The sequence below is a fragment of the Pseudoalteromonas fuliginea genome, from assembly GCF_000690055.1.
In the GTDB taxonomy this organism is placed as follows: domain Bacteria; phylum Pseudomonadota; class Gammaproteobacteria; order Enterobacterales; family Alteromonadaceae; genus Pseudoalteromonas; species Pseudoalteromonas fuliginea.
Genome location: NZ_JJNZ01000008.1, coordinates 178,907 through 205,476, shown reverse-complemented (window position 1 = coordinate 205,476; position 26,570 = coordinate 178,907). Strand labels below are relative to the sequence as shown.

At 37.4% G+C, this 26,570-nt stretch carries 27 protein-coding genes and 1 pseudogene; 14 read left to right on the top strand and 14 right to left on the bottom strand.

Features of this window, described 5'->3' with window-relative positions; genetic code table 11:
- Both DC53_RS16940 and smpB read right to left on the bottom strand, forming a co-directional pair.
- Positions 1-1,807: pseudogene (locus tag DC53_RS16940) on the bottom strand (TonB-dependent receptor plug domain-containing protein); the annotation flags it as partial.
- Positions 1,808-2,348: 541 nt separating this feature from the next.
- Positions 2,349-2,828 carry an SsrA-binding protein SmpB gene (smpB, locus tag DC53_RS16945; RefSeq protein ID WP_004335699.1) on the bottom strand — a complete coding sequence of 160 codons (480 nt, stop codon included), beginning with the start codon at positions 2,826-2,828 and terminating at the stop codon, positions 2,349-2,351.
- Between the two features lie 146 nt (positions 2,829-2,974).
- Here smpB and DC53_RS16950 point away from each other — a divergent pair, with 146 nt between their 5' ends.
- Positions 2,975-3,415 (top strand): type II toxin-antitoxin system RatA family toxin, encoded by a 441-nt coding sequence (locus tag DC53_RS16950; protein WP_007378640.1) that lies wholly within the window; start codon positions 2,975-2,977, stop codon positions 3,413-3,415.
- A complete protein-coding gene (locus DC53_RS16955; protein WP_007378641.1) occupies positions 3,412-3,735 on the top strand; it encodes an RnfH family protein in 324 nt (107 codons plus the stop codon). The genes DC53_RS16950 and DC53_RS16955 overlap by 4 nt, the downstream gene beginning before the upstream one ends.
- Positions 3,736-3,794: 59 nt before the next feature.
- Here DC53_RS16955 and DC53_RS16960 read toward each other — a convergent pair whose 3' ends face one another.
- On the bottom strand, positions 3,795-4,154 hold the full coding sequence (locus DC53_RS16960) for an outer membrane protein assembly factor BamE (protein ID WP_033028587.1): 360 nt from the start codon (positions 4,152-4,154) through the stop codon (positions 3,795-3,797).
- Positions 4,155-4,260: 106 nt separating this feature from the next.
- Between DC53_RS16960 and DC53_RS0120325 the strand changes: the two genes are divergently transcribed.
- Complete coding sequence (locus tag DC53_RS0120325; RefSeq protein WP_193371851.1) at positions 4,261-4,599, top strand: GIY-YIG nuclease family protein; 339 nt, start codon at positions 4,261-4,263, stop codon at positions 4,597-4,599.
- A gap of 111 nt (positions 4,600-4,710) precedes the next feature.
- On the opposite strand, the gene DC53_RS16965 is transcribed toward DC53_RS0120325, so the two are convergent.
- Both DC53_RS16965 and ilvC read right to left on the bottom strand, forming a co-directional pair.
- Positions 4,711-6,630 (bottom strand): methyl-accepting chemotaxis protein, encoded by a 1,920-nt coding sequence (locus tag DC53_RS16965; protein WP_033023841.1) that lies wholly within the window; start codon positions 6,628-6,630, stop codon positions 4,711-4,713.
- A 179-nt stretch (positions 6,631-6,809) separates the two neighbouring features.
- Positions 6,810-8,282 carry a ketol-acid reductoisomerase gene (gene ilvC, locus DC53_RS16970; protein ID WP_008135873.1) on the bottom strand — a complete coding sequence of 491 codons (1,473 nt, stop codon included), beginning with the start codon at positions 8,280-8,282 and terminating at the stop codon, positions 6,810-6,812.
- A 138-nt stretch (positions 8,283-8,420) separates the two neighbouring features.
- On the opposite strand from ilvC, the gene ilvY reads away from it, so the two are divergent.
- From ilvY to DC53_RS17000, 6 genes are all read left to right on the top strand, one after another.
- On the top strand, positions 8,421-9,326 hold the full coding sequence (gene ilvY, locus DC53_RS16975) for an HTH-type transcriptional activator IlvY (protein WP_007378646.1): 906 nt from the start codon (positions 8,421-8,423) through the stop codon (positions 9,324-9,326).
- 180 nt (positions 9,327-9,506) lie between these two features.
- Positions 9,507-10,493, top strand: a complete 987-nt coding sequence (locus DC53_RS16980; RefSeq protein ID WP_033028592.1) for a GGDEF domain-containing protein — start codon at positions 9,507-9,509, stop codon at positions 10,491-10,493.
- A gap of 166 nt (positions 10,494-10,659) precedes the next feature.
- A complete protein-coding gene (locus DC53_RS16985) occupies positions 10,660-11,502 on the top strand; it encodes a MipA/OmpV family protein (protein WP_478212319.1) in 843 nt (280 codons plus the stop codon).
- A gap of 13 nt (positions 11,503-11,515) precedes the next feature.
- Positions 11,516-11,884, top strand: a complete 369-nt coding sequence (locus tag DC53_RS16990) for a DUF3019 domain-containing protein (RefSeq protein ID WP_007378649.1) — start codon at positions 11,516-11,518, stop codon at positions 11,882-11,884.
- Positions 11,885-11,898: 14 nt separating this feature from the next.
- A complete protein-coding gene (locus DC53_RS16995; RefSeq protein WP_007378650.1) occupies positions 11,899-12,591 on the top strand; it encodes a response regulator in 693 nt (230 codons plus the stop codon).
- Positions 12,592-12,617: 26 nt separating this feature from the next.
- A complete protein-coding gene (locus DC53_RS17000; protein ID WP_033028585.1) occupies positions 12,618-13,889 on the top strand; it encodes an ATP-binding protein in 1,272 nt (423 codons plus the stop codon).
- An 82-nt stretch (positions 13,890-13,971) separates the two neighbouring features.
- Here DC53_RS17000 and DC53_RS17005 read toward each other — a convergent pair whose 3' ends face one another.
- Positions 13,972-14,187 carry a DUF3820 family protein gene (locus DC53_RS17005; protein WP_007377797.1) on the bottom strand — a complete coding sequence of 72 codons (216 nt, stop codon included), beginning with the start codon at positions 14,185-14,187 and terminating at the stop codon, positions 13,972-13,974.
- A 577-nt stretch (positions 14,188-14,764) separates the two neighbouring features.
- Positions 14,765-16,336, bottom strand: a complete 1,572-nt coding sequence (locus DC53_RS17010) for a cation:proton antiporter domain-containing protein (protein WP_033028584.1) — start codon at positions 16,334-16,336, stop codon at positions 14,765-14,767.
- Between the two features lie 265 nt (positions 16,337-16,601).
- On the opposite strand from DC53_RS17010, the gene DC53_RS17015 reads away from it, so the two are divergent.
- Complete coding sequence (locus DC53_RS17015) at positions 16,602-17,345, top strand: sporulation protein (RefSeq protein ID WP_033028583.1); 744 nt, start codon at positions 16,602-16,604, stop codon at positions 17,343-17,345.
- 61 nt (positions 17,346-17,406) lie between these two features.
- Entirely contained in the window at positions 17,407-17,853 is a 447-nt protein-coding gene (locus DC53_RS17020; RefSeq protein WP_008136946.1) for a GNAT family N-acetyltransferase, read from the top strand.
- 76 nt (positions 17,854-17,929) lie between these two features.
- Here the strand turns inward: DC53_RS17020 and DC53_RS17025 are convergent, their stop codons facing one another.
- From DC53_RS17025 to DC53_RS17050, 6 genes are all read right to left on the bottom strand, one after another.
- Complete coding sequence (locus DC53_RS17025; protein WP_033028582.1) at positions 17,930-19,285, bottom strand: sodium-dependent transporter; 1,356 nt, start codon at positions 19,283-19,285, stop codon at positions 17,930-17,932.
- Between the two features lie 204 nt (positions 19,286-19,489).
- The gene (locus DC53_RS17030; protein ID WP_007377792.1) at positions 19,490-20,782 is read right to left on the bottom strand and encodes an ATP-binding protein; all 1,293 of its coding nucleotides are present in this window, start codon (positions 20,780-20,782) and stop codon (positions 19,490-19,492) included.
- A gap of 14 nt (positions 20,783-20,796) precedes the next feature.
- Positions 20,797-21,501 carry a response regulator gene (locus DC53_RS17035; protein ID WP_007377791.1) on the bottom strand — a complete coding sequence of 235 codons (705 nt, stop codon included), beginning with the start codon at positions 21,499-21,501 and terminating at the stop codon, positions 20,797-20,799.
- A gap of 21 nt (positions 21,502-21,522) precedes the next feature.
- Positions 21,523-21,906, bottom strand: coding sequence for a DUF3019 domain-containing protein (locus tag DC53_RS17040; RefSeq protein WP_033023763.1), 384 nt, complete (start codon positions 21,904-21,906; stop codon positions 21,523-21,525).
- Positions 21,896-22,753 (bottom strand): MipA/OmpV family protein, encoded by an 858-nt coding sequence (locus tag DC53_RS17045; protein WP_007377789.1) that lies wholly within the window; start codon positions 22,751-22,753, stop codon positions 21,896-21,898. The genes DC53_RS17040 and DC53_RS17045 overlap by 11 nt, the downstream gene beginning before the upstream one ends.
- 92 nt (positions 22,754-22,845) lie before the next feature.
- Positions 22,846-23,649: a hypothetical protein gene (locus tag DC53_RS17050; RefSeq protein WP_007377788.1), complete on the bottom strand. Its 804-nt coding sequence runs from the start codon at positions 23,647-23,649 to the stop codon at positions 22,846-22,848.
- A gap of 114 nt (positions 23,650-23,763) precedes the next feature.
- Between DC53_RS17050 and DC53_RS17055 the strand changes: the two genes are divergently transcribed.
- On the top strand, positions 23,764-24,918 hold the full coding sequence (locus tag DC53_RS17055) for a serine hydrolase domain-containing protein (RefSeq protein WP_007377787.1): 1,155 nt from the start codon (positions 23,764-23,766) through the stop codon (positions 24,916-24,918).
- On the top strand, positions 24,915-25,418 hold the full coding sequence (locus tag DC53_RS17060; protein ID WP_007377786.1) for a SixA phosphatase family protein: 504 nt from the start codon (positions 24,915-24,917) through the stop codon (positions 25,416-25,418). Before DC53_RS17055 ends, DC53_RS17060 begins: the two co-directional genes overlap by 4 nt.
- A 78-nt stretch (positions 25,419-25,496) precedes the next feature.
- On the opposite strand, the gene yhbY is transcribed toward DC53_RS17060, so the two are convergent.
- On the bottom strand, positions 25,497-25,793 hold the full coding sequence (gene yhbY / locus DC53_RS17065; RefSeq protein WP_007377785.1) for a ribosome assembly RNA-binding protein YhbY: 297 nt from the start codon (positions 25,791-25,793) through the stop codon (positions 25,497-25,499).
- 88 nt (positions 25,794-25,881) lie between these two features.
- Here yhbY and rlmE point away from each other — a divergent pair, with 88 nt between their 5' ends.
- A complete protein-coding gene (rlmE, locus tag DC53_RS17070; RefSeq protein WP_007377784.1) occupies positions 25,882-26,511 on the top strand; it encodes a 23S rRNA (uridine(2552)-2'-O)-methyltransferase RlmE in 630 nt (209 codons plus the stop codon).
- The last annotated feature ends 59 nt before the right edge of the window (positions 26,512-26,570 follow it).

The window sequence follows — 26,570 nt, the reverse complement described above, 5'->3', positions numbered from 1 at the left end:
CAGTGGGAGTCATACCAACGCCCACGTTCCATGATTCTGACTCTTCTGCTTGTAAATCAGGGTTACCAGAGAACTCAATATTGTAATCCAGCGCTTGGCAATCTAACCCAGTTTGTTCACAGCGCTGCGTATCAACAAAAAATTGGCTCTTTTGTGACGGACCTAAGCCTATTTGCGCCAATGAAGGCGCTCTAAAGCCTTGCGCCCATGAACCTCGAACGGTTACTTCATCAGTCGGTGCCCAGCGCAGAGCTACTTTTGGACTCGTTGTAGTACCAAAGTCGCTGTAATCATCGTAACGACCAGCTAATTGCAATTCAAGGTTTTCAGCAAGCGGGATTGAGAATTCAACGTATGCAGCGTATTGATCACGATCTGCTGAAGCGGATACTGATTCAGTACCAAATATCAAACCGCGTTGAAATTGATCATCAGGAATATCATTTACATCTTCTTCACGGTATTCAATACCCGCGGCCATCATTACTGCTTCGCCACCAAAACTAAATGCTTCACCAGTTATATTGGCATCAAAAGACGTCATATGAGATTCACCGCGACGTACTAAGCTGGTTGTTATTGTGTCAACTACCGCAGGATCGTTATATGTGCCACCAAATGGATTATAGTTACCGGCATCAATTTCTTGCTGTAAAAAATCGGTGCGTACCCAGCCTTGTGTGCGATCGCCAGTTTGCAGTGATTTACTGCGACCTTTTTGTACTGCTGTTTCCCAGCTCCAATCGTTTATTTCGCCTTTTAACCCAGCAACAAAGCGTAAGGTATCTGACTCAATATCCCATTGGCGAGCACCCGCATCAACTGTACGGTAACGACCAATTTGAATGTCTTCACCAAATGGATTGTTAGGGTGACTAGCAGGCACTGTCAGGCCAGCATCTTCATCAAGTGGTGCTCCTGCAGCGACAGAACTATTATGCTGAACAGCCATTTCTAAAAAGCCTGTAATACCGTTATCAAAGCGGTATTCAAATTGTGAAATAGCGCCTATACGTTCAGAGGCTGGAGAAATATAGCCATATGGGCCGTAATCAAATAAACAGCTACCACTTGAAGTTGCATTTTCAGCAGGACAATCAGGATCGATAGTTTTAACACCATCTACATAAAAGTAGCCAGGAAAACCACGAGATGAACGGAAATCCTCACTACCATAAGGCGATTGGTTTGCAGTGCCTAAGCGGCCCATTTCATCAGAAGAAAGGGATGTATTTTTAAAGTAATCGATAATAACGGATGCACTACTTTTTTCGCTCGTAGTACCCCAAACAAGGCTGGCTGTTGTCTCTTCATAATTTGGACCATCTGTACCGCCATAGCCTAAATTAATCTCAACGCCGTCAATATCTTTCTTTAAAATAACGTTAAATACACCGGCTACTGCATCTGAGCCATAAATAGCTGAAGCGCCATCTTTTAGTATATCGATGCGCTCAATAGCAGAAACGGGAATACTGTTAATATCTACAAATGAGTTGGTGATACCTTCAGCAAAAGCACTAATTGATACACGACGACCATTGATTAGTACCAGTGTTGCATCAGCACCTAAGCCTCGTAAGCTTACTGCAGCTGAGCCGTTAGCGGTTGAATCTTGATTATTTCCGCGGGTTGAAAAAGTACCGCTACCTGCCACAGGCATTCTTTCTAGAAGCTGTTGTAAGTTATCGTAACCCATGTTTTCGATTTCAGCTCTACCGATTGATTGCACCGGAGAAGGCCCTTCAATATCAGTTCGCTTAATACGAGAACCAGTAACTTGAATTCGCTCTACTTTTTTAGCTTTTGATTATGAATTTTAAAGAGTTTTTGTATATTAATTTTTATATATTTTTGCTTGAGGCCAAACTGGGCGTAAATAGGAGCTGTATTTGATATTTCTTGTCTTGTTAAATTAGGCTGAAAAAGTAAGTAATGAAGATAAAACTAATTTGTAATAATTTATTTCTTGGGAAATTAGGGCTTGCTTATCTTTTTAGGTTGAATTTTCATCAAGCGTTTGGTTTTTAGCTAAGGTAGAGCTTATGCTACTCGGCTTTTTGAGTCTACGAGGTTATAAACTTTGCGCCGTGACAATACTAACCGGCATAAATATTTGAACAATTTAGCGAATTAAATAACTCTATGACGTTGTTAAAATTTTTTATTTAGAACAACTAAATATAAAATTTTTGCCTAGATTTATCAAAGCGAATTTACGTGACGCTCGCAACTTTATTGCTATTAAGCTCAACAGAGTTAACATTTTAAATAGCTGCTTGAGATCTGTTTACTACGGGGAGGTTATCCATATCAAATAAAATGCCTAACAAGGTTAGGCATTTTTATTATACTTTGTGCTTCATTAAGCGTTCTTTTTCGCGAGACCAATCTTTGTTTTTCCCGTCGTCTCGTTTGTCATGTAGCTTTTTACCTTTTGCTAAATGAAATTCAAGTTTTACCCAACATTTCTTCCAGTACATAGCAGTAGCAATTAATGAATAACCATCTCTCTCTGTTGCTCCGAGTAGACGGTCAAGTTCGCGTCTGCTTAATAGTAATTTACGATAACGTAACGGATCGCAAATTACGTGGGTTGATGCACTATTAAGTGGCTGGATTTGAGCGCCAAGTAAAAATGCTTCGCCATTTTTAAGGTGAATATAAGTTTCGGTGATGTTTACTTTTCCAGCTCGGATACTTTTAACTTCCCAGCCTTGGAGTTCGACACCCGCTTCAAACTTATCGTGTAAAAAATACTCATGTCGCGCTTTTTTGTTTAGCGCGATGGTATTACTTGTCGATTTTGATGAATTTTTCTTAGCCATAGTGCCCTATAATATACGTAATGTGAGATGTTTTACATCGATTTTTTAATAATGCTTTTAAAAATTAAGCTTTTATTTAAGCTGTATGAAAATTTGGGGAAACGCACAAAGCTTGCTAAAATTCGCCCACACAGTTGGGAGTGAGTATGCCACAAATAGAAAAAAGTGCGCTGGTTATGTACAGCACTAAAGAGATGTTTGATCTAGTTAATGATGTAGAAGCTTATTCACAGTTTTTACCAAATTGCTCAGACTCAAAAATTGTTTCACAGCATGATAATAACATGACCGCGAGTTTAGAAATATCTAAGGCGGGTATAAAAAAGTGGTTTACCACCGAAAACACCTTTGTTGATGAACAAACCGTGTTACTGCGCCTAGTGGATGGGCCATTTAAAATGCTGCAGGGTCGTTGGCACTTTCAAGCACTTGATGCTAAAGCATGTAAAGTTTATTTAGAGCTAGAGTTTGAATTTTCAAGCAAATTAATCGAACTTGCTTTTGGTAAAATATTTAACGATGTTGCCAAAAACATGGTGAGTGCATTTACTCAACGTGCCAAGCAGGTTTATGGAGCGCGAGTATGATTAATGTTGAGGTGGTATTTGCATTACCAACCATGGCGACGTGTTTATCACTTGAAGTACCAGAGGGGACGACAGCAGAGCAAGCTGTTATCCAATCTGGCATTATAGAAAAATGTCCAGAAATAGAGGCTACTTCATTAACTCTAGGCGTTTGGAATCGAACGGTAAAATTAAATCAAGAACTTAAAAATGGTGATAGAGTTGAAATTTATCGCCCATTAATTGCAGATCCTAAAGATGCCCGTAGAAAACGCGCTGAAAAAGCAAAGGAAGAAGGGCGAGCAAACAAAGTAACGGGTGGGCGTCCATTAGAACGTTAACGTAGAAATAAAAAAGGTGAGCACGGCTCACCTTTTTTATTAACGCACAACTCGCTTTTTTATTGCTCTAGCGGTGTGTTAAAACTTTCCGGCTGGTCATAATCGCCCGAAATAGAGACTAGTTTTTCGTTTTCAAATTTAATAACTAAAGATTTGTGTTGCTCGTTTTTACGGCCTTTATTGAAGCTATAAACGTAACGCCATGTATTGTTATCAAAAGCATCCTCGGCAATTGGACGGCCTAAAACGTAAATAACTTGCTCTCGAGTCATACTAACACGAAGCTTTTCAACATCAGATTGCTCTAAAAAATTACCTTGAGGGATGTTGATTCTGTATACCCAGCTAGAACAACCCGCTGTTGTACTGAGTGTTAGTGCAACGATAAGCCAAAGGGAAAAAGTTTTTAACGACTGCATTGTTAGTTGTGATCCTTATTTTTTATAATCTGCATGATACCGATTAGTCACTGAAGGTAAAACCCTTTTAGCAATTGTTTTTTGTTAAGGGCGTTAAGGTAATATTTTGACCATTAATAATGAAAAAAGTTTACATCATATTGAATCTTGTAATGTAAAAAGGGATTCTATTTGGTATTTGTACATCGTGCAGACTCGCTTTGGGCATTGGTACACGGGTATTACAACAAATGTAGAAAAACGCTTTGCTACACATCAAGTGGGTAAAGGGGCCAAAAACCTCAGAGGGAAAGGCCCTTTACTGCTTATCCACCAACAAAAAGTGGGCAGTAAAAGTGATGCGAGTAAGTTGGAGCATCAGATTAAAAAACTGACAAAAGTTAGAAAAGAGGCATATGTTCTCAATTTTAAAAAAGTGGATATTAACAAGACTAAATCGCTGTAAATATAAACTTTAATTAATTTTATTCATCGTAATTAAAACTTCACCTCTACGAACAAGCTAGCATTAACTGCAGTTAATGCTAGCTTGTTCGTAATAGCAGTGCCAAACCACTTAACGATGCTTTTCAAATGTATCGACAAGCTCATCAAGAGTTTGAGCGCTATTTGCTAAATCACGAATGGCTTGCTCTGTATTAATTTGCTCGCTCATTGCTTTATCACTAATTTCACTTATTTGCTCAATGTTACGTCCTACATCGGCAACTACATTGCTTTGCTGCTCTGTTGCTGTGGCTATAAGTGTGGCCATATCGTTTATTTGGTTTGCGGTTTCGGTTATCGTATTGAGTAACTCTACTGAGTTTTGCATTGCCCCTACGCTTTGCTGCGCTTTATCTTTTGATTGGCTAATATCGTTAACTACATCATCAGAAATCTGTGTTAGCTCTTCTATCATTGACTGAATTTCATTTGTTGACTGAGAAGTACGGTTTGCTAGTGCGCGCACTTCGTCGGCAACAACAGCAAACCCGCGACCATGCTCTCCAGCACGAGCCGATTCAATAGCTGCGTTCAATGCCAATAAATTAGTTTGTTCAGAAATGCTTCTGATTGCATCAATAATGTTAGCAATATCAATTGTTTTTTTAGACAACAGAGTAACTTGCTCTGTAATGCCATCTATATCACTCGCAAGAGCAGAAATAGTTGTCTGACTTTGAACAACTTGCTGATGGCTTTGTATAGTTTTTTCACGGCTGCTATCAGTGAGTTTTGCTGTGTTTGCCGCACTTTGTGCTATTTCCTGTACCGTTGCACCCATTTGGTTTATCGCAGCAGCAACCGAGATCGTTTGTTCTTTTTGACTATCGATTGCGAGTGAATTGCGTTTAGCTTGTTCAAAAACATGATCTGAACTTTTTCTTATGTCATGGCTTTCATTCGCGACTTGCTGAATAGCAATTTCTATTTTTTCGATAAACTGATTAAAACCAGCACTTAAGTTATTAAGCTCTGGTTGGCTTGATTCAGGTAATCTATAAGCAAGATTAGCATCACCAGAACCCAAGCGTGAAAATAGTTCTGCCATTTTAGATAAAGGTGATGAGAGCGATCGAGCAAGTAAGTAACTAATTAGGCTAGCAACTAATGCAATGATTAATGTAAAAGTAAAAATTTGCCATTGCAGGGTATTTACGCTTGCGAATACTTCGCTTTTTGGCACTTGGGCTACAACATATAAATCGGTGTTTTTGATTGGTGTTGCCGCCACGAGGGTCGGTTCACCATTTAAGTTTATTTCTTTTAATACAAAGCCATAACTGCTTAATAGCTGGTTGTGTATGTCAGCTGTAAATAATTCATCAATATTAACTTTTGCTACTTTACTTGAATCTTTATGCAGCTGAATTAAACCACTTTTATCTGCAATAAATACAAAACCAGTTTGTTCAATTTTAAATTGCTGCAATAGCTTTTGCATCTCAGTAATACTTTTAGCAAGGCCAGCTAAGCCTGTTCCATTAGGCTGTTGATGATTTATAAACATTTTTACATCATTTGCAGACTCTTGGTAAATACTTATTGAGTATGGTTTTTTCGATTGTTTAAATGCAAAAAACCAGCCATCAGCAGTATCATTTTTTAATACGCGCAAAAAGCCATTTTGGTTCCAATATTGAGCTGTGTCTCTATTTGCCCAAGACGCGGTTGCTAAATTGTACTGCGTAACTAAACGGTTTAATTCTTTAAGTAAGACAGCATCATTTTTAGTATTAGTTTGCGACCATTGTAAAATGAATTCATTTGACGATAATTGTTCAGCAGCACCAATGAGTGCGTTTATTTCACCACCAATATGGTTACTGATAGTTTGCAACTTACTTGGTAGTTCAGACTCAATCATACGTTGTTCAATAATATCTTCTGAACTGTACAACGAGGTTAGGCCTATTAGTGCGGCAACAAAGATAGCAATACTACTGCCAAGGGCTGTTATTTTTTGAGTAATAGAAAGGTTTTGTAACATCATAATAATTTATTTTACAACTTAATTAGAAAGCCATGTTAGCACATTATTTATTATGGGCTAATTATTAGCTTAAGCTGAACAAATGAAAGTAAGCAGTGTTGTGAATATGCATAAAAAAGCCCACGTGCTAAAAGCATATGGGCTTGGTTTCTAACAAGCGAAACTTTTATTGTCTAGAATTAAACAATTTTCTTCATTGCAGACATGTAGCCACGTAGTTTAGCACCTACTTTTTCAACAGGGTGTTCACGCAGTGCCGCATTGATTTGAATTAATGTTTGGTTATCAACTTGGTTACTGTGCTCGCCAAGGCCTTTACCAATAATGTCTGTATCAACGTTTTTCATAAAATCAGCAAGTAATGGTAAACATGCATGGTTATATAGGTAACATCCATACTCTGCAGTGTCAGAAATTGTACGGTTCATTTCAAAAAGCTTTTTGCGTGCAATAGTATTAGCAATTAATGGCGTTTCATGTAAAGACTCGTAGTAAGCTGACTCTTCAATAATACCGGCTGCTGTCATGGTTTCAAAAGCAAGTTCAACACCTGCTTTTACCATTGCTACCATTAAAATACCGTTATCAAAAAATTCTTGTTCTGAGATTTCTACATCGCCTGCAGGAGTCTTTTCAAAGTTAGTTTCTGCTGTTTCAGCGCGCCATTTAAGTAAATTTACGTCATCGTTATTCCAGTCTTCCATCATGGTGCGTGAAAAAGTGCCGTCGATGATGTCATCTTGATGCTTATTATAAAGCGGGCGCATAATTAGTTTTAGCTCTTCACTTAGTTCAAACGCTTTTACTTTTGCAGGGTTTGAAAGTCGGTCAAGCATGTTAGTAACGCCGCCGTACTTAAGTGCTTCGGTAATTACTTCCCAACCGTATTGAATTAGTTTTGATGCGTAACCAGCATCAATGCCTTTTTCTATCATTTTATCAAAACATAAAATAGAGCCAGTTTGTAACATGCCACATAAAATGGTTTGCTCGCCCATTAGATCAGATTTAACTTCGGCGATAAATGATGATTTAAGTACACCTGCGCGATGTCCGCCAGTACCCGCTGCATACGCTTTAGCTTGTGCTAAACCAAGACCTTGAGGGTCATTTTCTGGGTGAACTGCAATTAGAGTTGGTACACCAAAACCACGTTTGTATTCTTCACGGACTTCAGAACCAGGACACTTAGGCGCAACCATGATTACGGTAATGTCTTCACGCACTTGCATGCCTTCTTCAACAATATTAAAGCCATGAGAGTAAGCAAGTGTAGAGTCTTTTTTCATAAGCGGCATAATCGCACTTACTACAGCGGTATGTTGTTTATCTGGCGTTAAGTTAAGTACTACGTCTGCTGTAGGAATTAATTCTTCGTAAGTGCCTACAGTAAAGCCATTTTCAGATGCATTAAGGAAAGATTGACGGCGCTCAGAAATGGCTGATGCACGTAATGTGTATGAAACATCTAAACCAGAGTCACGTAAGTTTAAGCCTTGGTTTAAACCTTGTGCGCCACAGCCTACAATAACGAGTTTTTTACCTTTAAGTGCATCAACGCCATCGGCAAATTCGGCTGCGTCCATAAATTCACATTGCGCTAATTGCGCTAATTGCTCGCGTAAAGGTAAGGTATTGAAATAATTCGCCATTGTTAGTGTCCTATAAAGTAATATTTGTTAGATGCGCAATGTTTACTGCGCTTACAAACACCATATGTAAAATAGTTACTTGCGTAAAATGATATATTTGAATTAAAGTGTTTCATAATATGAAATACTGGGTTTGGCATGGATCATAAACATTTAAACTACTTTTTAGCACTGGCTAAAACACTTCATTTTGGCCGCGCAAGCGAACTTTGCCATATAAGTGCGCCTACTTTGAGCCGCAATATAAAACACTTGGAAGAAGAGGTTGGTGTTGCATTATTTATACGCGATAACCGCAGTGTTAAATTAACACGTGAAGGAGAGTCGTTTATTGATTACGCTACGGCAACGTTAGCCAGTTGGCAACGTTTTAAAGCGAATGTGAAAGATCCACAACAGCATATTTATGGCAATGTTAGTATTTATTGCTCAGTGACAGCTTCTTATAGTTTTTTACATCAAATATTAGAGCAATTACGTGCACAGCATCAGCATATCGAAATAACTTTAAATACCGGTGATCCAGCTTTAGCTATTAATAGGGTACTCGATGGTCACGAGTCGATGGCAATTGCAGCCAAGCCAAATAAGCTTCCTACACAAATAGCATTTGTAAAAATAGGCTATTCACCACTTGTTTTAATTGCACCTAGAATTCATTGTCAGATCACTGAAAAGTTAATAAAGAGCGGTGATAATATTGATTGGTCTGAACTTGAATTTATTGTTCCGGAGCAAGGTTTTTCAAGGCAACGACTTGAGCAGTGGTGGCGTAAAAATAATGTCCATGGAAAGATTTATGCGCAAGTCGCTGGACATGAAGCTATGGTGTCAATGGTGAGTCTGGGTTTAGGTGTCGCAATGGTCCCTAAAATAGTGCTAGATAACAGTCCACTGCAGGATAAGGTACAAGTATTGGATACAAAGAGGGCTACTCCAGAAGGTTTTGAGATTGGTCTAGCTGTTCTTCGTAAAGAGTTAAATGATCCTGCTATTAGCGCTTTATGGAGTATTGCACAAACTTTAGACGCAAGTGCTATTTAAAAGATCAAATATTCATTTAGTTCATAAAATAGTATGAATATTAGTTGCTTATAGGTTTACTATTAATTAACATCAAAAACCTAACAATAAAAATAATGACGCTTGAGAGTTTATTTTACTATGGATCGTGCCGTATCACTTGCTCATTCTGCTCAATGCCTAAAAAAGGCGATTCCTATGATGGTAAAGTACCGCATGCCGGTTACGCCAATCAATTACGCTATTTGGTATTGTTATATACAAGGTAATAAACCCTCTTTAAATGCAGAGCTTGATCATGTCATTGCTCAGCAACAAACTTGCACTCAAGATAGAGCGAAGGCAATATTTGATAAGCATTTAAATAAAGACGATTTAGCGTTATTTCAAGACGTATCCGAAAAATTTCATAGCACAATCGATCAAGTGCAAAAAGATTTAGGCATTGCGCTTGAGCATTCAAAAAGTTTTACTACAACCTTGGTTGACTCCCAGAATGAGTTAAATTTGATTACAGATATTAGCTCTTATAATCAAGTGCTTGGGTGCGTTGAACGTTTAACCGATGAATCGATTGCAATGCAAAATCATGCACGTGAGTTTCAAACTAAACTTGCATTTGCTTATAACGAAATAAAAGACTTAAAAGAAGCACTCAATGTTTCAAAAGAAGTTGCTGATACAGACCCTCTTACTGGTTTTTATAACCGAGGTAAGTTTGATTTAGATATTACGGATTTTTGTAAAAAGTATTCTGAGCAAAATCAACACACATCACTTGCGGTTCTCATTATGTTTGATATTGATCATTTTAAACGTTTTAATGATGACTTTGGCCATCAAAAAGGTGACGAAGTATTAAAGTTAGTAGCAAAAAAAGTGAAAGAAAAAATTAAAGAGACTGCAAAAGTTTATCGTTATGGCGGTGAAGAATTTTGTATTACAGCTTATTTTGACACTATCAACGATATGATGGCATTTGCAGATTGTATTCGTTTGGATATTGCAAAATTGGCTGTTCGTAAAAAAGGTGATACTAATACTAAACGTGCTATTTCTGCGAGTTTTGGTTTGGCTATTCTACGACCATTTACTAATGGCACTGTGTTAGTTGAACGCGCTAATAGAGCGCTTTACATAGCAAAAACTCATGGCCGTAATCGAATAGAGATAGCGCCAGATGTTTAGTTGTTCAAATAATATACATAAGTTAATTAATATGTATAAAAATTGTGAATGATTGTAACTAGCTAGAGCTAGTTTAAAACGACCTTGCTACTATGGGGCACTTAATAATTTTCACACACTTTGACTTATACTGATGCGGTTTAACTTTTCAATATTAACAGCTTTTTTGCTGATCACTTTAGTTGCATGCTTTGCTGCCAATGGACAGCAAGCTAAAAATGTAACACAAGAGTTTGAAGAGCAACATATAGCTATAGAGCAGTGGCATTTTAGTCTAAGCGCTGGTGCTGGAGTTGTTACAAACCCATTACGAGGTGGGGACAACATTCCCCTTGTGTTGATTCCGCAGGTGGCTTTTTATGGCCAGCACTGGTTTTTCGACAATGGAAGGCTTGGTTATTCTTTTATACAAAGTCAAAAACATAATTTAAACCTTGTTAGTGAATTAAATGCAGAGTCTCGTTTTTTTATTGATTGGCATCCTACTAATATTTTTACTCTGCAAACGAGTGCGTTAAACAGTCAGTTAGTGCAGCAACAAAGTACTTCATCTCCCAAAAATATTAATATAAATGACATAGAAAAACGCCATATTGCCCTCGATGCGGGCATTGCATATCACTATGTAGATGATGCTAACGTATTTTCTATTCAAGCACTTCATGATGTTACCAGTGTTTATAACGGATTGCGTGGTGCATTGCAGTGGCAATATCATGCTGAAGTTGGAAAGTTAAAAATAAAACCGACGCTGGGAATAAATTATAAATCGGCTGAACTAAATGACTACTTCTATGGACTAAAAGCCGACGAAACTCAATTAGGTAAAATTGATGTTGGCAGTAGTTGGCAGCCTTATGCTAAAATCGACGCCCGTTGGCCGCTGAGTAAGGTTAACTCACTTCGTTTTCATTTAGCATATTACAATTATTCGGCTATGGATGGTAGTCCGCTCTTTGAACATGCTTATTCAATGACTGCCTTTATAGGATTAGATCATACTTTTTAATATGAAGTATTTAATGTTTATTGTGTTTATAGCATCGCTATTTAGTGGTTCTTGCAGAGCACAAACCGCTAATTTTAGCGTCTCTCCCAAAGTATGTGTGATTTCTGAGCAACAAGCATTTTGTGATCTTGATTTACAATTTAATTGGCAGCAAGAAGCATTGAGTGATGTTTGTTTATATCAACAAGATGAAAAAATTTATTGTTGGAAACAGCAACGTTCGGGGCAATTCAATTATAAAGCGCGGGTTCAGGTAGAGACCATATACTCCCTAATCAATCCTCACACGGGTGTACTATTAGCAAAAATACAGGTTGAAGTACAGAGCGCGCACGCAAAGAAAAATAGGCGCAGACTTCGCTCTCCGTGGAGCTTTTTTTAAATTAGGAGCAACTAATGCCAAAAATTTTACTTGTTGAAGATGATCTCGGCTTACAGCAATTAACAAAAGATTATCTTGAACATAACGGCTTAGAAGTCGCAGTGTTAGATCGTGGCGATGCAGTCTTTGACTACTTAGAAGCTAATCCAGTCGATCTAATTATTTTAGATGTAATGCTACCAGGAAAAGATGGTTTTAGCGTTTGCCGTCAAGTTCGCGATAAATATACTCTGCCTATTCTTATGCTAACAGCCAAAGGTGAAGATTTTGATCAGGTACTTGGTTTAGAGCTTGGTGCTGATGACTACGTTATAAAACCTGCCGAACCGCGTGTATTACTCGCCAGAATAAATGCGCTGTTACGCCGTGGTCAACCTATCGTGAAAGCAAGTGAAGAGTTACAGTTTGGTGATCTAAGCATAGATAAAACAAGCCGTATCGTAAAATTAAATAATAATGAAATAACGCTTACTTCTCATGAATTTGAACTACTTTGGTTACTGGCCTCTAATGCGGGTGAAGTGCTTAGTCGTGAACATGTCCATCAACATATGATAGGACGTCAGTACGACGGTCTTGATCGAACTGTTGACGTTAGGGTATCACGCATTCGTAAAAAACTAGGTGACAATAGCGATAAGCCTTATCGTATCAAAACAGTGTGGGGACAAGGTTATTTATTTGTTTCTGATGCATGGGAATTATAATTAATGTTATGGGTTAGTCGGCTTTAATGGGAAAACTGTTTACGAGTTTATATATTTACATCGTGGTTTCTTTATTCGTAGTAAGCGGTGTAGTTGAACAGTTATGGCCTTATGAAGACTCACAGCAGCAAGTATTATTAGACGATGAGTTTGGGCAATCGCTTTGGTTGCTCTCACAAACTCCTAACGGTCTAAAAAAGCTAGAACATAATTTTGAAAGCCACATAATTGCTCGTCGTGATTTAATATTACCTTTAGCACAACAAGCGAAATTAACAGACAATCACTACCTCTATTTATACGATAAACAACAACGTATTGTATGGTATGTAGAGCTTAGCGAAAATGAACTGCTACAGGTTGGTCCTGTAGGAGTATCAACGTCTACCCCCACTTCTGTTTGGCCATATTTGTTATTACTTATTATTGTTGGTGTGCCTGTAGGTCTTTGGAGCTTTTTACTTTGGCGTGATTTTTCTAAATTACGACACGCATGTGAGGCCGTCGAAGGCTTGCAAGATTTTCAATTAACAAATACCTCTAAATCGTTCTTTTTACCCGTTACCGATACACTAAAAGTAATGCAACAACGTATAACTTTTTTATTAACAGCTCAGCAGGAGCTTACATCGTCCGTTTCTCATGAATTTCGAACGCCGTTGGCACGTCTTAAATTTGCAATTGCTATGCTCCAAGATCAACTTTTAGATGATAAAAGCGAAAAATATTTAGCTAATATGAGCGCTGATATAAATGAACTTGAATCACTTGTTTCAGAAATGCTTGAATACGCAAGGTTAGACTCTCAGCAACCAAGTTTACAGTCTGTAAGTTGTGATCTAGTCGGATTGGTTAAAATAAGTATTGAAAAGCTAAATTTTGACACGCGAATTAGACTTATAAATAACTTGCCTGACAAGTTAAGCTATAAATGCGATAGTCATTTCATTGCTCGCGTATTTCAGAACTTGATTGGTAATGCTATTAAATACGCAATAAGCCAAGTAAAAGTAACACTGCTTACTGAGCCTCACAGCATACTATTTATTGTTGAAGACGATGGAATAGGTATCGCTGAAATGGAGCGAGAAAATGTGTTTAAACCTTTTACGCGCCTCGATAAGAGTAGAGACAAAAAAACAGGTGGGTTTGGTTTAGGACTCGCTATTGTGAGTAAAATTGTATCTTGGCATCAAGGTGATTACTGGGTTGAAAAATCAGTCCTTGGTGGGGCTAAATTTGTCATTAGCTTGCCGCTAAAAAGTAGTTTCATGGAGGATATAAAAAAAGCGCCTTAAGGCGCTTTTTTTGTGGTTAAAACCAAAATCAACAAGTAGCAAAGTAGTAGACCGTGTATTTTAAAAATAGTTTCCAATTATTTTATTTTTTTTCTAATAACGGCATCAACATTTGCTCAAGCCCATTCAACTTTACTACGTACATCATTGCTAATTGACTACCTAGTTTTGAATCAGGAAAGCCTTGTTGCTTAAACCACACAAGATAAGGCTCTGGCAGCATTAATAATGGGCGTCCTGCATATTTTCCAAACGGCATCTTGGTATTAATGGCAAGTTTTAATTGTTCTGGATCCATTCACTTACGTCAATGTATAAGACATAGTTAAGTGTAAGGTGTTTTAAGGAAATAAAATAGGCTGTGACGGGCAAGAAACAGCCTATTGAGTGAGGGAGTAGGCCCTCTTAATTAAGAATTTATGTTAGAAAATTAAACTTAGTTGAACTTTAATTAGCTGGAGTCTAATTAATTAAGTCTTAGAACATGAAGCTTATTTAACCAACACGAACAGTCTACCTGTTTTTTTACATGTTAGTTGGCCCGCTTGTAAAGGAATGTAAATAGAATTGATTTTCAGTCATCAAAAAGTATTAAAATAAATGTATAGTTCATTATTTTTATTTTTTAGCTAGTGCTTGTTGATCTTTCCGGATTAAAATTTGTTCTAACTTGGGGGGATTTATACCAATCTGCTTCTATATGGAGTCTATTTAACGGTAAGAAAATTGCGCTGAACTAGGCAAATTTTTTTACCTAGTTGTTCTAAATAAAAATTATTAACACGTTTCTACGTTCTGATAACGCCCATTACCTACATCCGTGTAGGAAAAAAGGTTAAATTATCTTTAGTAATTATTAAGGACTATATCTCACTTTACGTAAACAGTTTTTGTTTTACATGTTCAGCAAAACCACTACCAGCCTCTAGGTAAAAGTTATAGGTCGAGTGTACGCCCATATCTTCAAGCTCTTTTTGTTGATCTGGGTAGTTTGCAATGGCAGTTACCTGACCTTTATAACCTGAGGCTTGGAGCTGCTCTAAAGCAAAAATATTCTGCATATGCTTTGGCATAGTAAGCATAACCATTTCTACATGAGAGTGGTTTACGCGTTGCCAAAAGTCGGGATCGGTTGCATCTGCAATCAGCACTTTTCTGCCTCTATTAATATGTTTATCAACCACCTCTGGTTTTATGTCAATACCAGCAACTAAATTTGGGTGCGTAGCGTTAATTGTTTCGTATGCACCAGTACCAATTCGACCCATTCCAAAAATAACTATTTTAGTATCGTTCAGATTTACAGGTAGTTCTTCTGCTAAGCGTGTTTTACTTTCGAACTTTAATAGCCAATGTTCTACTTTTACATATAACTCGTTGGAACGCTTGTTTAGAGGAGATGCAATCACAAAGGTGATAGAGACAGCGATAGCCATTACCGCTAACCATTCAGAGGTAATCATCCCCGTTGTAGCCGCTACCGCACATACAATAAGGCCAAACTCACTGTAGTTGGATAAACTAAAGGCTGTAAGTAGCGACGTACGAGCACGTAGTTTAAATGCATTTGTAAATAAATAATAAAGGGCTATTTTAATCGGTAATACAAAAATAAGTATGATGGCAATAATTAAAGAATTAATCGTTAGCTCGGCATTTAAGCCAATGCTTAAGAAAAAACCAACCAGTAATATATCTTTTAAATTAAGTAACGATTTTGATAATTCGCCAGCTTTTTTATGCGGTGCAAACATCATTCCTATTATAAGTGCTCCTAAATCACCTTTAAGGCCTGCATATTCAAATGCGTTATAACCTGCAATAAGCGCAAAGAAAAAGCCAAATAATGGGAGTAGCTCACCATGTTTAGAGCGATTAAGCACCCAGTACATAAGAGGGCGCAATAAAGGTAGAGCAACAATAAGCGCTAACGCCCAAACATTAGGGACTTTGCCTGTACTAATTGCTAAAAATATTACGGCGAATATATCTTGCATTACCAATATACCAATGGCAATTTTGCCGTGTAAGCTTGCCATTTCTCCGCGTTCTTCGAGTACTTTCACCGCAAATACAGTACTAGAAAAACTTAGGGCAAACCCAACTAATAAGGCGCTTTGCCAACTCAAGTCGACAAAAAGAGGGAGGGCGAAGACCCCAAGCAATAACATAAAGCCACTGAATAAAGCACTACTAAAAATAATGTGAAGCGTGGCTGGTGCCCAGACTTGCGGTTTCATTAAGCTATTAACTTTGAGTTTTAAGCCAATGCTGAATAATAAAAGGGTAACACCAAGGGCTGCAATTGTATCAAGCAATTCTGTACTTTTATAACCCGATAAATTTAAAGCAAAGCCTGCTAATAAAAAGCCAATAAGAGGAGGTAGTTTTAATTGGTAAACAGCAAAACCACAAACAAACGCGGTAGCAAAATAGATTAGTTCCATAATTCTTAATATCACTTCATTTGGTATTGCAGTGTAGCGAAAAACTCATATCAATGAAAATAAATATAGTGTAAAGACATGCTCATTTAATGAAGTTGATACCTTACTGCGTATGAAAAATGCTCATATAACACGTATTTAATCGTAAATAGCATGTAAATAACACTTTTTCACTGACAACCGCTTTTAAATATGGTTAAGATGCGATAACGAAGAGGTTTAAGTTAGAGCATATAACAGAGCTGCTCAGCTTAAGGAGAAATATATGTTTAAAAAGATTTTAGCATCGGTAGGTATTGGTGCCGCTAAAGTAGACACTATTTTAGAGACAGAGCACTTGCAACCAGGCCAGCTTTTCAATGCACAAATTGTGATTACTGCAGGTAATGTAAGCCAAGAAATATCAGGATTAGATTTGCTACTAATGACTCGTGTTAAAGTAGCAGGAGATGATGGGGACTATTTTACTAATCATGTAATTGATCAGTGGCGCATCACTGAAATTGGTACAATTGAGCCTGGCGAAGTTAAAAGTATTCCTTTTGAGGCGCGTCTTCACTCTGAAACACCAATTACAGAAATTAATGCAGGTTACAATCAATCTCACGTTTGGCTAGAAACTGGTTTGGATATTGATTTAGCACTTGACCCTACTGATAAAGACCATTTGCATATTTACCCTAATGAAGCAGTTAAAACCTGTATGCAGGCAATGGAAAAATTAGGTTTTAGCTTAGCTAAAGCTGATGTGGAGAAGGGGCATTTACGCGCATCTACATTTCAGTCTGTATCTGGCTGTTATCAAGAGCTTGAATATAAACCTAATAGCAGAAGCTTATTTGGCATTCAGGAAATTGAATTGTCGTTTGTGCCGGAAGCGCATAAAACACATGTTTTAATTGAGCTCGATCGTGCTTTTAAAGGTGATGGTTATATTGACGTAACAATAGAGCATGATCATGTTAATCTTTCACAGCTTTGTGATCAGTTAGAGCGTTTATTTGCTTAATACTCGCCAGTGATTTAAATAAACCCAGCTTAGGCTGGGTTTTTTGTCTATAGGATTTAATATGCAGTTTAAATGTGAGTCATTTGAGGCTTTTGATACACATACACTTTTTACTATTGTTCGTGGTCGGGTGGATGTGTTTGTAGTTGAGCAGGCTTGTCCTTACCCAGAGCTTGATGATCATGATGTTGCTGTAACTACTCGGCACATATATAGCATTGATAATAATAAGTTGCTTAGCTACGCTCGTTGTTATGATAGAAACGCGCAGTACAGCTCAATAGGGCGTGTTTTAGTGAATGAAAAGGTACGAGGCAAAGGTTATGCAAGTGAGCTTGTAGTTACAGCTATAAATTGTTGTAAAGACCAGTGGCCTGAGCGTGATATTTACATTGGCGCGCAAACATATTTACTCGACTTTTATCGCTCATTTGGTTTCGAAAGTGTGGGGGAAGAGTACCTTGAAGATGGTATTCCTCATCAAGACATGATTTTAAAAGTGGTTTAGTGATTTTAGTTACGCTAAGTGACTTAATTTAATAGCTAACAAAATAGCCCACAAATGTGGGCTATTTTTATAGTGCTTAACCTAATAACGAATGTAAAAAAACTGTACCTATTGCTAGTGGGCATACAAACTTAGTATACCAAGGCCATATTTTCCAAAAAAATGTATTATGGACTTCAGGGTTTCCCTGCTGAATAGCTTTGAGTAGTGAACCCCTGTACCAAATCCAACCAACAAATATGCAACACATTAACCCTAATAGCGGTTGGGCAACTTTCGTTGTAAGTGTTATAACCAGACCAAATAAAGAGCTGAGATTGCATACAATTGTAATACTAACGACAGCAATTAAAGCGCCAATGAACCAAGTAGCTTGCACACGTTTCATTGCAAAGCGTTCTACTGTGTATGATACCGGTGCTTCAAGCATTGAGATTGATGATGTTAGCGCTGCTATGCTCATCAACGCAAAAAATGCAAAGCCAACAAATAAGCCTACGCTACCCATACCATCAAATAATGCAGGTAGTACTTGGAATACTAATGTATCTTCTGATAACAGCTTCCCTGTTACCGGTGAAAATATTTCTACGCCTTGTGCTTGAGCGACATACATTGCAGGAATAATAAGTAAACCTGCTACAAAGGCAATGAAGACGTCAATAAGGGTTACATAAGCACCTAATGAAACGAGGTTCTCTTTTTTACTAATGTATGAGCCATAAATAATCATTACACTGGTACCCAATGATAATGAGAAAAAAGCTTGGCCTAACGCACTGACTAATAACTGAGGATCAAAAATAGAAGAAAAATCAGGAACTAAGTACGCCTTTAAGCCTTCCATTGCGCCATTTTGCGTCATTACATAAGCAATTAATGAAAATAAAATTCCCAGTAATGCAGGCATTAAACGCTTTGACCATTTTTCTATACCATTTTCAACACCTCGACTAATAATAGCGACGGTTAATAAGATAAAGACCATAGTAAATATAATATTTCGCGTAAGTGATTGCTCGCTTAGCCATGTGGATGTAGAGTTTGCACCAACAAGCGTCGCTATTGGCTCTGCTGTTGCGCTGAGCATCCAACCGGCAACAATCGCGTAAAAACTTAATATAAATCCAGCACATAAAATACCGCCAAAACCCACAATAAACGCGAAGTGTTTTTGCCAAGGTCTATTAGATATTTTTTGAAGCGATGAAACTGCATTTGCTTGACCATGGCGACCAATCATAAGTTCGGCCATTAAAGCTGGGTAAGCCAAAAAGAACGCGAGTACTAAATATGCTACTAAAAAAGCAGCACCACCATTGCTGGCTGTTTGTGTAGGGAATCCCCAAATATTACCCAAGCCAACAGCAGAACCTGCGGCGGCCATAATAAAACCAAAACGAGAACTAAACTCGCCTCTAACTGCGCTCATATTATTGTACTTCTCTATTTTTTGACGGCGCAGACAATCTACTGGAAATGTAAAAAAATAAAAAGTGCTTATTTGCTGATCTCACACAATTTAGTATGCCAGTAGTATGGTATACGCGATGTTTTTAATAAATGTTACTGTATAGTTATAGTTAACAGGTTGTTTTTGTTTTTAAAATGTTAATTACAGGGTGTAATTAATGCTTTACGCTTTGTGATGTTGATCGATAATGAGTGTAAAACAGGCTCCACCTAATTGGTTACTTTTACTTACTTTTACGCTGCCATGATGCCAATCAGCTACTTTTTCAACAATCGCAAGGCCTAGCCCATAGCTTTTATCTGCGCGGTTACGATGTTCTTCTTCTTTGAAAAATGGGCTAAATACGTTGTTAAAATTTTCTTTTGCTATACCAGGACCATCGTCTTCAACAGTGATTACAAGCTGGTGTTCGTACACTTTAGCACTTAGATAAATATGTAGCTCTGCGAAGTCACAAGCATTATTTAATAAGTTAGTTATTGCACGAGCAAGCCAATGTAAGTCGGCATTGATAATGTCACTTGAGCTATTAAGTTGTACGTTGAGCATTTGCGATTCAAATTTAGGTGCAAGTTGTATTAATATATCACTGAGATAGTGCTTAATATTAGTTGAAGAGTAGGTCAATTTGTTGGCATTTTGCTCAAGCGTTGCAAAGGCTAAATAGCTTTTTAACATAGACTCCATATGGTCTAAATCGCTTTCCATACGGGATAAATATTTTTTTATTTGTTGCTCATCATAGCTATCAATAGCCGCATCTAATCCAAAGCGCAGGCACGCAATGGGTGTACGAATATCGTGAGATAAGCTTGACGCCATTAGTTTATTTTCGGCGACTAGTTTTTCTATCTGACTGGCCATTCTGTTAAATGTGAGCTCTACATCTTTTATGTAGGTGAAGTGCGATACTTTAATTCTTGCTTGTACATTACCTGAGGCAAACTTTTTAGCTGCTTCATTTAAGACTGTTAAGCGCTTTGCAAGAGGGGTAATAATAAACCCCATAAATACGCACAAACCAGCATAAAATAGTAGTGTTAAAAATATATCATTGCGCTGCTCAGTATCTACGCGTTTGTCTAACCGCATTGATATATGAAAGGGGCTTAATATTTGACTACTATAAAGCATATAGAAGCCTTGTTGATCTTCTAAAATCAACCCACCGGCAGTGTGCATCTGTAATAATAATGAAGGAGGTAGTGCGAGAGATTCATTGTGCTTGTAATCAATTAATAAATTAAACTCATTCGCTAGTTGCTTTACATAACGACCACGTTCAGAAGTTGGGATATTAGCTAATTGTTTGCTAAAGCCCATTATCATCTTACTTTGCACACTAAATTCATCTTCTGAGGTTTGTGTTTGTTGGCTAAATGCATCAATTAACCAGCCAAGTACAACGATAGATAAAAGCGCACTGCTAAGTAGTGAAATATAAAACTTCTTCACTTATGTATCACTTTTTACCATGCGGTAGATACGAGTAAGTAACCTCGTCCCCATATAGTTTTAATTTTAGTCGGATTTTGTGGATCATCATTAAATTTTTTGCGCAGTGCTGAAATAAGTACGTCAACACTTCTATCCAAGCCGTCATACTCACGGCCTTTTGTTGCTTTAAAAACAGCATCACGTGATACGACTTGACCCGCATTACTCGTTAAATAGTGAAGAAGTAAATACTCTGCGCTGGATATATTTATATCAAGATCGTTTAATTTTACGCTTCTAGATTCTGTGTTAATACTCAGCGCGCCAACCGTTATTAATTTTTCGTTTGCCAGTGATTTGTTTGGTTCATTATTTTGGCGAAGTGCAGCTTTAATTCTAGCTAAAAGTGCACGAGGGCGAACGGGTTTCATGACATAGTCACTTGCACCAACTTCTAACCCTATTACTTCATCCATTTCTTCATCGCGTGCGGTGAGCATTATAATAGGGGAGTTATAAAAGCTACGCAGTTCTCTGCATACGCTAATTCCGTCTTGTCCAGGAAGCATAATATCAAGTAGGACAATGCTAGGATTTAAGGTTTTTACTTGGCCAATAACCTCGTCGCCTCGATGGCATACATGGGTCGTATAACCTTGCTCCGTTAAGTATTCTGCAACCCACTGAGCGAGCGATACATCATCTTCAACGAGTAAAATAGTGCCGTAGTTATTCATAAATTATCCTTAATGTGTTTATTAAAATAATCGCCAACGGCGTTTCTTTTGTCTGTTTTGATATACCCACTGTAGTTTTACTTCTGTAAGGCTAATAACTTTAGATGTATTACTATCAAAGAGCTCAAATGAGATACTCTGCTGTGAATCAAAAGCATAATTAAAAGTTCCTTCCTTTTGTTTAAGCCAGCATTGCATAATGTACTTTGAGGTCGCATCGCGTAAGCAGTAATTGCCAAACGTTGGCTGATGCCATGTTAGAGTGATATCAGCATAACAGTTTCTTCCTTCTCTAAGTGCGACACAAGTATCTGGAAGCGCAATAAGAGCATTGGGCATTTCATCTGCTTTTGATAAAAATGCCGTAGGGAAAAGCAGAAAAGCACAGACCCATCTAGAATACATAACGAAGGCCTACCTTGGCTTGGTGTTGATATCTTCGAGTAATAATAGGGCTTTCATCAATCTCATTTGAAAACCAAGTCGTCAGCCATCCTGCTAAAAAGACCCAATCTTGGTTAATTGGGTACTCAGCATGGAATTCAAACATCATACTGCTACTTGCATTTGTTCTATAAATTGGACGATCACTCGTCGCTTCACTACTGTCTATACCAAAATAATAATTGGTGAAGTCACTAGAGTAAGCACTCAACCCAACTCCAGTTCTAAACTCCCAGTTACGCCAGGGTAAAATATGGCTAAAAAAGGTATTTACGATCCAGCCATTATGTGTGCCAGAAATGTCATGAAGGTATTCAAAAGAAATTTGTGAGTTTTCAAATCGACGAGTTAATCTGAGTCCGGTATCAAAATCGTAGTTACGTGTTTTTATACCCCTTAACTCATCGATAATGCCATCATTGTATAGACCTAGTCCTTTATCGTTAAAGCCACTTTGAACATTTGTACCTAAAATATCGAGACCCCAATCAAACTTGTCTATCAGGCTGTAACCTACAACAAGGCCGCCACTTAGTTGATTATGATCAAAGTCGAGATAAAAATTTTCATAAGATAGGGCAAGTGTTAAGTCAACCAGCATTCCATGGTCATAAGAGTCGACACCTATTAGGTAAGAGTCACCGATATGATAACCAACACCAGCGCTCCAATCCCATGCAAAACCTTGAGTTGGCTCTAAGGTGTTATCAGCATAATAACGATTACTTGCCATACTTGAAGTACTAAAAATACTCATACATAGGAGTGTAATGATAAAAAAAGTATAATTAAGTAAAGCGTTTTTCATCTCAAAAGAGCCTAATTATTATATGTTATAAAGCGTAGTATATTGTTAATACGTTCCTTAAATCTGTAAAAAAATGTAGCAAACATTAGAAATTACTGAACTTTAATTTTATCGATTAATATACTGCTTAAATAAAATTGCATCATGGGGGTTAATGCACTTATTTCTGTACGATTACATGGACCGGTAAGCTTTGTTAAGCTTGATAACTTAGATAGTGTTTTGTAGCTAGGAATTTGTATTTCTTTACCTAACCTTGCTAAACGTGCCTCTTCTGTATTTTGCTGGTGGATAAAGGCAACAACTTCTAATTCATTCGTAATTTTTTGTTCTTCATTAAAACTATACACTAGCGGCTCACGATGAAAGCTTGCGCTGTCGATTGAAGACTTAGCAAACCAGACAATGTCGCCAGACTTTTTATGAGTTAGACGCATGCTGACTTGAGCAAAAATAGTGGCACATTGTTGAATTGGGTACTGTTGGGCAACCTCTGTATAAAACGAAAAGGGTTTTTGTGGCTGTTTAATTAAATATTTTGTATCGTCTGTAAATGACAAATCAAGCTGCTGTATAGTAAGAACATAGTCACTATTATTTTTTGTCGTTACTTTTAATGCTTTGTCGTTTAATGCTTGGCTTATTTGCGATAATAGTGTGTCTGTTAGGCTTGCTTTGTCTGAAATTATCTTAACAGTTTGATTTTTTATAACTTTATGCGCAGGTAATTGAACAGATTTAACTTTTGGTGACGAATGAGTCGTTTCATATTCAAGCTGGTATGTTTGGCTTTTTAAGTTAGGCTTCAACGGCATAGCCAAAGGCTCCGCTGGTTGTTTTGTGATAACACACCCGCTTAAAAATAAAATAAAAAGTGACACAACTAAAAAACGCATAAGTACTTCACACCCACTAAAAATACAATAATCGTCGTATTGTACGTTAGTCCAAACAAAACTTCATGATATTATGTACCTAGATGTAGTTTAAAAAGATAAAAATTATAAAAAATGAAGTACCTCCCTTCTGTATTGTATAGCCTTTTAGCGCTGTGTTTATTGCTTAGCTCCATAGATGTCGTAGCAAAAACGGATCCCGGTTGGGATTCATTTGTAAAAAAGTACGGTCGCTATGCCGAAAAGAAACTAAAGAGTAAAGGTATTCCCGGTGCGGCATTATCGATAGTTAATATTCAAAATAGTGACTACATTCATCCGATAGGAGCTACCAAAGCACGTAATGGGCAAAGTGTTGATGCTCATACTCGTTTTAGATTGGCATCTGTGTCTAAAACCTTTGCAGGTTCGTTAGCTGCAAAGCTAGCCTCTGACGGTATATTAAGGTTAGATGAACTAATAAGTAATTATATTCCAGAGTTCAAAAACACAGTGTATGAAGATGATTTAAAAGTATTTCACCTTTTAAGTCACTCAAGTGGTTTAGTACCAAATGCATACGATAACTTAATTGAGTCGCGTATGCGCTACCCCGATATTGTTGAAAAGCTACTTAGCGTTAAGCCAATTTGTGAACCCGGACAATGCTACGGTTATCAAAATGTAATGTTTAGCTTAATTGACGATGTGATTTTTCACGCTACAAATAAAAATTATTCCCAATGGTTAAGTAAAGCTGTTTTTTTACCTCTGAAAATGGCAGATGCCAGTTTAGGTTATGACGGTATGGTAAAAGATAAAAATTTTGCACTCCCTCACGTGCGTGGTAAAAAGCGTTGGTATACTGCTAAACTTAAAAAAAATTACTATAAAGTAGGGCCCGCAGCAGGTGTTAATGCCAGTGCAAGTGATATGGCTATTTGGTTAAAAGCGCAACTAGGACAATACCCTGATGTTCTATCGCTAGATGCGTTAGCAAAACAAACACGTCCTTATACACATACAAAAAAAGAACTGTATCGCAGGGTGTGGAAAAAGCATCTTAATGAAGCATATTACGGCTTAGGCTGGCGTGTTTATAACTACGCGGAAGAAACGCTTTATTATCATAGCGGGTGGGTGCAAGGCTATAGGAGTGATGTGGTTGTATTTCCTCACTTAAATATTGGTTTTAGCTTAATAGTTAATGCTGAAACTGGCGTAATCAATGAACTAACGACTGAATTCATCGACAGACTATTAGAATACAAACGAGGTAAAAAAATATGAATAATAAAATAATATTAGCAATCATTTTTTTAGTTATGTTATTTAATTGTAGTTTGGCATTTGCAACACCGGATGAAATATATTTGTTTCGTCATAGCGAAAAATTAGCGGGTAAAAATCCAGCGCTCTCAGAGGCGGGAAAGGCACGTGCAAATAATTTAGTTACTTTTTTTAAAGAATATCAAAAGATACATATTTTCAGCAGCAACTATAAACGTACGTTACAAACAGCAGCTCCTTTGCAGGCATATTTTAATATCGACGTAAATGTGTATAACGCAGGTGAGCTAAGTGATTTAAAAAATGAGTTACTAAAACTAAAAGGTGTAGTTGTTGTTATTGGGCACAGTAATACAACACCGCAATTAGCCGAGCTACTTTCGAATGAAAAAGTGCCAGCAATGAGTGAAACACAATTTACTCAGTACTTTATATTAAATAAGAAGCCCAGTAGTACTGGCAGTGAATATGATGTAACCCATCATAAAATGAGTTTTTAATTTAAAACGTAAAATAACAAAAAACCAGCATTAAGCTGGTTTTTTCATTAAACACACTAGGTTACTTAAAATAGTAATTTAGTTACGTGGTAAATGTATTTTTCTCTCAGCACTTTGAAGATAAAGTACAATAGTGTGACCAATTGTTTGTAACTTAGTCGCACCAGTTTCACGTACGATAGCTTCAAAAATAAGAGCTTTAGTTTCACGATCGTCAGTCGGCGCTTTCACTTTAATCAATTCGTGAATTTCTAACGCACTTTTAATTTCCATTACTACGCCTTCGGTTAAACCGTTAGAACCTAGTAAAACTACTGGCTTGAGGCTATGTGCCTGACCTTTTAAAAACTGCTTTTGTTTATTTGATAATGTCATGTTTATACAAATTTTGCTGAATATGGCTTGAATTAAGGGTATTCTACCGCCATCTAAAGAATATTACTAATTAGTTGCGTGTTAATTTATGACAAATAAAAAACAGTCAGCCAGTTCACAGCGATGGCTGAAAGAACATTTTGATGATAAATATGTTCAAGAAGCGCAAAAAAAAGGCTGGCGTTCTAGAGCGGTTTTTAAATTAGATGAAGTTCAGAACAGAGATAAAATACTGCGTCCGGGTATGACAGTGGTAGATTTAGGGGCCGCGCCGGGTAGTTGGTCACAGTATTTAGCCGAAAAAGTGGGTGATAAAGGTCAAGTAATAGCATGTGATATTTTACCGATGGATTCCCTTGCAGGTGTAGACTTCTTACAAGGTGACTTTCGTGAGGAGGCTGTATTAAATGCATTATTAAAACGCATTGATGGGAAAAATGTTGATGTGGTATTCTCTGACATGGCACCAAATATGAGTGGTAATAATTCAGTTGATCAAGCTGGTAGTATGTATTTAGTAGAGCTTGCATTAGATATGTGTAGCCAAGTACTAAAGAAAAATGGTGCATTTATTGTTAAAGTGTTTCAAGGTGAAGGCTTTGATCAATACTTACAAGACGTACGTAATAGTTTTAAAGTAGTGAAGATACGTAAACCTGATGCCTCGCGTGCCCGTTCTCGGGAAGTATATATAGTAGCGACTGGATACAAACTGTAGTACAGTTGCTTGGCGTTTAGTTGAATTTAAATTAATTGGATACAAGAGGTTAACCCCTT